6 protein-coding genes and 1 pseudogene are annotated in these 5,842 nt (G+C 57.2%); 4 read left to right on the top strand and 3 right to left on the bottom strand.

The window, feature by feature from the left end:
• Both K5905_RS25825 and K5905_RS25830 read right to left on the bottom strand, forming a co-directional pair.
• Positions 1 to 297: SDR family NAD(P)-dependent oxidoreductase (locus K5905_RS25825; protein WP_297589526.1), on the bottom strand; the 297-nt coding region annotated here is incomplete at its 3' end.
• Positions 273 to 1,796, bottom strand: a complete 1,524-nt coding sequence (locus tag K5905_RS25830) for a UxaA family hydrolase (RefSeq protein WP_297589528.1) — start codon at positions 1,794 to 1,796, stop codon at positions 273 to 275. The genes K5905_RS25825 and K5905_RS25830, both read right to left, overlap by 25 nt.
• A 113-nt stretch (positions 1,797 to 1,909) precedes the next feature.
• On the opposite strand from K5905_RS25830, the gene K5905_RS25835 reads away from it, so the two are divergent.
• The 4 genes and pseudogenes from K5905_RS25835 (at position 1,910) to K5905_RS25850 (ending at position 4,913) form a co-directional block, all read left to right on the top strand.
• The gene (locus K5905_RS25835; protein WP_297589531.1) at positions 1,910 to 2,620 is read left to right on the top strand and encodes a GntR family transcriptional regulator; all 711 of its coding nucleotides are present in this window, start codon (positions 1,910 to 1,912) and stop codon (positions 2,618 to 2,620) included.
• Positions 2,621 to 2,634: 14 nt separating this feature from the next.
• Positions 2,635 to 3,657 (top strand): annotated as a pseudogene (locus tag K5905_RS25840) (aldo/keto reductase); the annotation flags it as partial.
• Between the two features lie 18 nt (positions 3,658 to 3,675).
• Entirely contained in the window at positions 3,676 to 4,083 is a 408-nt protein-coding gene (locus tag K5905_RS25845; protein WP_297589536.1) for an RbsD/FucU domain-containing protein, read from the top strand.
• Entirely contained in the window at positions 4,080 to 4,913 is an 834-nt protein-coding gene (locus tag K5905_RS25850; protein WP_297589533.1) for an amidohydrolase, read from the top strand. Before K5905_RS25845 ends, K5905_RS25850 begins: the two co-directional genes overlap by 4 nt.
• Before the next feature lie 55 nt (positions 4,914 to 4,968).
• Here the strand turns inward: K5905_RS25850 and K5905_RS25855 are convergent.
• On the bottom strand, positions 4,969 to 5,842 hold an 874-nt coding region (locus tag K5905_RS25855; protein ID WP_297589535.1), incomplete at its 5' end, for a sugar isomerase.

The raw sequence follows: 5,842 nt of genomic DNA on the forward strand, positions 1-5,842 counted from the left end.
GTCGGAAATATCCAGAAGGGTGCCGTGATGAACGTAGCCTGCGACATTGAAGAGACCATCCAGATCCGGCAATTCCGAGACAAGTGTCGCTATCGCGGCAGCATCGGTGACATCCAGAACCCTGGTTTCAATTCCCTCCAGACCTTCCAAAAGGGAAGCATCTCGGTCCGTCGCAATCACGCGCGCGCCTTCCCCGGCGCAGGCGATCGCGCTGGCGCGACCCATGCCCTGTCCCGCAGCAGTAATAAGAATGGTTTTTCCTTGCAGCCGCATTACATCACCGCCCCAATCTGCCATGGCACGAATTCCGCGCCGCCAAATCCCAGTTCTTCGCTTTTCGTGTGTTCGCCAGACGCGACACGGATCATCAGCTCGAACAATTCCTCACCCTTGGCCTCGATGCTGACGCCTTCAGTGACGATGTCGCCGCAATCGAGGTCCATGTCTTCCGACATCCGCCGATACATTTCGGAATTCGTTGCCAGCTTGATACAAGGCGTCGGCTTGTAACCCGAGACCGATCCGCGTCCGGTTGTGAAAACGACGAGGTTCGCACCCGAAGCAACCTGTCCGGTCACCGAACAGGGATCGAAGCCCGGACTGTCCATGAATACAAAGCCCTTCTTGTCGATCAGTTCGCCGAATTGATAGACATCCGTCAGCGGCGCGGTGCCGCCTTTTGCGACCGCGCCAAGTGATTTTTCCAGGATTGTGGTCAGGCCGCCGCGCTTGTTTCCGGGGCTGGGATTGTTGTCCATCTCTCCGCCATTGCGGGACGTGTAATCCTCCCACCAATGGATGCGCTCAATCAGTTTTTCACCGACCTCCACCGTGTTGGCCCGGGTCGTCAGGAGATGTTCGGCGCCGTAGATTTCCGGCGTTTCGGACAGGATGGTGGTGCCACCATGGCGGACCAGAAGATCCGACGCGTAGCCCAACGCAGGATTTGCGGTGATGCCTGAATAGCCGTCCGAGCCGCCACACTGCATGCCAACGGTAATTTCGCTTACCGGCGCCGGAGTTCTCGACACCCTGTTGGCGGCCTCGGCAATTCCCCTAAGTTCCGTCAGGCCTTTTTCGATGGTCCTGCGGGTGCCGCCTTCCTGCTGGATCGTCATGTAACGCAGAGCGCCATCGGCGCGGATCGGGCGTCCACCGACCAGATCGGAAACCTGCATGACTTCACAGCCGAGACCGATCAGGAGGATACCGCCAAAATTCGGGTGCTGTGCGTAGCCTGACAAGGTGCGGAACAGAGCTGCGTATCCCTCATTCTTGCCAGACATTCCGCAGCCCGTGCCGTGCACGATGGGGACGACACCGTCGACATTCGGAAACTCGTCGAGAATTCCGGACCTTTCAGCAGCTTCCGCGATAAAGCGAGCAACCGATCCGGAACAATTCACCGAGGTGAGAATTCCAAGGTAATTGCGCGTTCCAACCTTGCCGTCTGCCCTGCGATAACCCAGGAACTGGCGGTCTTCGGTCGCCGGTTCCAGAGAAGGGTTCTGGGACGCGAATTCGTAGTCCTGAAGTTCGTGCGCATCCATACCGAGATTGTGGGAGTGCACGTGACTGCCGGGCTGAATATCCTCTTTGGCCTGGCCGATAACCTGGCCATATCTCAGCACGTTTTCACCTTTGGGAATGGGCGCACAGGCGATCTTGTGACCAGGCTGCACATCCACAGAAAGAGGTTCGGACACGCCTTCAAGCCGGATACCCGCCGGAAGCACACGAAGGGCAATGACAACATTGTCGTTGGCCCGCAGCTTCAGAACATCGCTCCCGTGCATTTTGGTACGTCTCCCTCTCCCCCGTCTCCACTTTTGCGGAGTACCGTTGTACTGAGGAACTAGCTTGACTTGCGGACTATGTCAACTAACATGTTAGTCAACCAGAGGCGGAAATGACGAATACCGATATTGAAGTAACCAATCTCAGAGAGATCGGAACCTTCGAGGGCTCACTTGCCCAGAGGGTTTATCTGTCCATGCAGGAGGCGATCCTGTCCTTGCAGTTTCTTCCCGGATCGGTCGTCCGCAAAGGCCTGATCTGCGAGAAACTGGGAGTGTCCCGTTCGCCTGTCTCCGAGGCAATCGCACGGCTGTCGAACGAGGGATTGGTTGACGTTGTTCCGCAATCGGCAACGCGAGTTTCGTATTTTTCCATGGATGACATTCGCGAAGGCACGTTTTTGCGCGAAGCACTGGAGCTTGCCAGTGTTGCCAAAGTGGCCTGGGACCGGACTGAAGACCAGATGGCTCAGATCAACCGGAACATGCGTTTGCAATCCCTGTTGGTTGAAGATGGCGATTTTCCCGGGTTTTATCAGTCCGACGAAGAATTCCACGCCATGCTGATGCATTTCACCGGTTACCCGCGCCTGAAGACCGTCGCCCGCATGGTGTCGCTCCAGGTCACCCGCGCGCGGATGCTGCTTCTACCGACGCCCGGCCGGGCAACCGAAACGCTGGACGAACACCAGGCCATTGTCGATGCGGTCCGCGATCAAGATCCCGATGCCGCGCAGAAAGCCATGCGCCATCACCTTGGCCAGCTTATGCCCCGCATAGAAGCCCTGGCCGAAAAACGCCCCGAACTTTTTCAATCACGCTGAGGACTGCACCTGACATGAAGGTCACCGACACAACCTTGTTGAACAGCCGGACGGAGCGTCCCGTGCCGCTGACCCGTATGGGGTTTGGCGGCGCGCCTCTTGGCAACATGTATCGCAAAGTCACCGAGGACGACGCTCAGGCAGCCCTGCAGGCCGCTTATGATGCCGGTATCCGGTATTTCGACACGGCGCCGCAATACGGACTGGGCCGTTCCGAGGAACGGTTCGGCGTCGCATTGAAAAGGTTCGGCCGCGAGAATGTGCAACTGTCAACCAAGATCGGCCGTCTGTTGCTCGATTGCGAACCGGACGAGGTCACACCGGAAGCGTTCGTCGATGTTCCGCAAAAGCGCATTGTCTTCGACTACACCTATGACGGCGTGATGCGCAGCTATGAGGCCAGTAGAGCACGGCTGGATGTGGCCAACGCGGACATCCTGCTGGTGCATGATGTCTGCGTTTTCTCGCAAGGCTCTCAGGAAACCAGCGACGCCAAGGTCAGAGAACTGTTTGACGGGGGTGGCTATCGGGCATTGTGTGAATTACGCGATGCCGGCGACATCGCCGCCATCGGCGCAGGTGTCAACGAGTGGCAGGTTTGCGAGAAACTGCTCGGTCTGGGTGAATTCGACTGCTTCCTGCTTGCGGGCCGATATACGCTTCTGGAGCAGGAGGCGCTGGAGAGTTTTCTGCCGCTTTGCGAAAAGCGGGATGTCGGCATCATACTCGGCGGTCCCTACAATTCGGGGATACTTGCCACCGGTGCCGTGCCCGGTGCCAAATACAACTACGCCGACGCACCGCCCGACATCCTGGAACGCGTTCAGAAAATCGAAGCGGTCTGCGCGGCTCATGAAACACCATTGATCGCCGCAGCCCTTCAATTCGTGCTCGGTCACCCTTGCGTCAAAACCGTGATCCCTGGCGGGGTCAGTGCCGGGGAGGTGCGTTCCAACGTTGCCTTGCTCGAAACCGACATTCCAGCAGGTCTTTGGTCCGACTTGCGCAGCGAAGGCCTAATTCGATCGGATGCGCCACTTCGTAACATCGACCCCATCCTCTCCCCCGATCTTCTCTATGCGCTGCGCGCCATGGGGCACGGCAACGAAATCGTGCTGGCGGACGCCAACTTTCCGGGCGAAAGCCTTGGCCCAACCTGTATCCGGGCGGACGGTTCCTCAGCAAGCGAGGTTCTAAAGGCGGTGCTCTCGGTCATGCCACTCGACATCTATGTGCCTGATCCCGCGCTCACGATGCAGGTGGTCGGCGATCCGGACGCACGACCGGAGGCCGTTGCGGATTTTCAGAAAATCATCAATGAGACCGCTGACAATCCGACCCAGATCCAGACGCTGGAACGATTTGCCTTTTACGAACGCGCAGGAAGCGCGTTTGCGATCGTTCAGACAGGCGAACGCCGGCTCTATGGCAACATAATTCTGAAGAAAGGAGTGATCGGGTGAAACGGATTGATGCGCATCAGCATTTCTGGGCGCTGGAACGAGGAGATTATGGCTGGTTAACTCCGGAGCTCGACGTCATCTACCGGGATTTTCTACCTCGCGACCTCAGCCCTCACCTTAAACAACATTCAATTTCCGGCACCGTTCTGGTGCAGGCAGCTCCGACACTTGAAGAAACAAGATTCATGTTGTCGCTCGCCGACGAGAACGAAATCATCAAGGGCGTCGTCGGTTGGGTGGACTTCGAAAGCCCTGACGCACCGAACCAGATAGCGGATCTTGCCGCTCACCCCTTACTGGTCGGCCTGCGTCCGATGATCCAGGATATTCCGGATGCGGACTGGATGCTTCGCAACGATCTGCGACCGGCCTATGACGCCCTGCAATCGGCGGATCTGACTTTTGATGCACTGACCCTGCCGCATCACCTCAACAACCTTCAGACGCTTCTGGACCGATATCCCGGCATGAGGGTGGTGATCGATCACGGATCAAAACCTCTCATTCGCGATGGGACAATTGACGACTGGGCCAAAAGCATGACGGCGCTTGCAAGAAATACGCGTGCCAATTGCAAACTGTCAGGACTGGTCACGGAAGCGCAGGACGGCTGGTCGGTCGAAGACCTCCGACCCTATGTTGATCTGCTTCTTGAAACATTCGGGCCAGAGCGACTGATCTGGGGCAGCGACTGGCCGGTCTGCCTTTTGGCAAGCAGTTACGAGCGCTGGCTTGAGGCGACGGAGATGCTTCTGTCCAGTCTGACACCGGATGAACGGAACGCTGTGCTTGGTGAAAACGCAATACGCACCTACAAGCTGAAATGCTGAAAACCCGGCATCTATGAAGGAGTCCCCTTCGGCCGATCTTGCCGGGGGACCATCCTCACACGATCCCACCGCCGGCTCCTGAAACATCAGGCCGAACTGCGGCAACTTTCTTCCGGTATCCGGCAGAGCGATATGTGCGGAAGGCCTGTTTCAGCGTAGCCGTTGCCATGAGCGCATCATTGCACTCCTGACACTCCTCCAACCTGTTTCTGTCCACCAGGAGCGCCTGGGCATATGCTCTTTGAACTTCCATTGCCGAAACCATCAGACTTTCGATCGGATCGGTCACGTTGTGGGATTGATCAAGCATGTGCGCCGGATTAAAGCCCGGCGCGTTGCGGTGCTCGGCGTCGACCAGTTCATTGAAAACCAGGAACAGGCGATAGGGGTCGACGGACGCGGTATCAAGGTCGTCGTCACCGTATTTGCTGTCGTTGAAATGGAAACCGCCCAGCTTACCGAACTGGATGAGACGCGCGACAATCATCTCGATATTGACGTTGGGGGCGTGATGACCGAGGTCGACCAGGCAATAAGCCTTTTCTCCCAGTTCGCTGGCGATCAGGTAATTGGTTCCCCAGTCCTGAACCACTGTTGAATAGAAGGCCGGTTCATACATCTTGTGCTCTGTGAAAAGCCGCCAATCCTCCGGCAATCCTGCATAGATCGTCCGTGCAGAATCCAGATACCGCTCAAACTGACGGACGAAATGGCTCTGTCCGGGAAAATTTGCTCCGTCCCCGACCCAGATCGTCAGGGCAGTCGAGCCAATCGCCTGGCCGAGTTCAATACATTCCAGATTGTGTTCAATCGCCTGACGGCGCGTTGCCGCATCAGTGTGCGACAAGGACCCGAACTTATAGGACAGTGCCTGGCCAGACTGGTCCTGAAAGGTATTTGAATTCATGGCGTCAAATCCGAGACCAAGC

The sequence above is a fragment of the Roseibium sp. genome, assembly GCF_025698965.1.
In the GTDB taxonomy this organism is placed as follows: domain Bacteria; phylum Pseudomonadota; class Alphaproteobacteria; order Rhizobiales; family Stappiaceae; genus Roseibium.

Bases quoted from the DNA above. Each gene is read 5' to 3' on its own strand.
- K5905_RS25835 (WP_297589531.1), top strand. From the start codon at position 1,910: ATGACGAATACCGATATTGAAGTAACCAATCTCAGAGAGATCGGAACC.
- K5905_RS25830 (WP_297589528.1), bottom strand. From the start codon at position 1,796: ATGCACGGGAGCGATGTTCTGAAGCTGCGGGCCAACGACAATGTTGTC.